2 protein-coding genes are annotated in these 940 nt (G+C 62.8%); both read left to right on the top strand.

Translation table 11 applies throughout. The features are described 5' to 3' along the window. Positions 1 to 522 (top strand): TetR/AcrR family transcriptional regulator (locus NKG99_RS35775; RefSeq protein WP_352874178.1); only part of this gene is annotated, 522 nt, incomplete at its 5' end. Continuing rightward, positions 519 to 940 (top strand): cupin domain-containing protein (locus NKG99_RS35770; RefSeq protein WP_352874176.1); only part of this gene is annotated, 422 nt, incomplete at its 3' end. The genes NKG99_RS35775 and NKG99_RS35770, both read left to right, overlap by 4 nt.

The raw sequence follows: 940 nt of genomic DNA, 5'->3' as shown, positions 1-940 counted from the left end.
GATGAGATCACCGCCGAGGCGATCGCCGAAAAGGCTGGGGTGCAGCGGCGTACCGTCTTCCGTCACTTTGCCACAAAGGACGACCTGCTGGCGGCATTCTGGCCCTGGCTGAACGCCCGGATCGGCGCGATCACCAGTCCGCAGACATTGCAGGAGCTGCTGGACGGGCCACGAACAGCCTTTCCACGTTTTGACCAGCATGAAGCTGCGATGCGCGTTGCTCTGCATTCGCGGACAGGGCGCGACATGCGCATGGGCACGGTTCTCGACCGCCGCCGCCATTTCGCACATGCTCTCAATGCCGCAACCGCCAAGCTTCCGGCAGCCGAAACCCGCAGAATCGAAGCGCTGGCGCATCTCCTCTTCTCAGCCTCCGCTTGGGAGGTTTTGAAAGACTATGGCGGTCTCGACGGCGCCCAGGCCGGCGAAACCGCATCCTGGGCGCTCGAGCTGATCCTGTCCGCAGTCGGCCAGAGCCATCCTCAAGCGGGCGTGTCATCAAAACCGAAGGAGAAATCATGACGATTGACGTAGTACCATTCGATGGCGGCGAAACCGTCTGGGTCATCGCCGACCGCATCCGCTTCCTGGGCGGCGTTGCCGGCTCGAACCTTGAAATGCTTGAGGTCACGGTGCCTCCCGGCTCCGGTACCCCACCGCACGCCCACCCTTCACCGGAGATGTTTTACATCCTGGAGGGTGAACTGAGGATCCGCCACTTCGAGGCTGGTGAAGCGCCGCGCACGGTAGTCGCCGATCCAGGCAGCGCGGTCCGTATCGGACCGATGGAGTCGCACGATTACTCGAACGAAAGTGGTAAGCAGGTGCGCATGCTCGTGCTTGTCGAGCCGTCGATGACTGCCTTCTTCCGCGACATCGGTACCGTCGAGCCGCTGACGCAGCCCGATTTCGCCAAAATCGGCGCGGCCATGCAGCGCCA

This window comes from Mesorhizobium sp. M1409, from assembly GCF_040317535.1.
GTDB lineage: Bacteria > Pseudomonadota > Alphaproteobacteria > Rhizobiales > Rhizobiaceae > Mesorhizobium.
The sequence above is the reverse complement of the archived record's forward strand: the minus strand, read 5'-3'. Positions and strand labels throughout refer to the sequence as shown.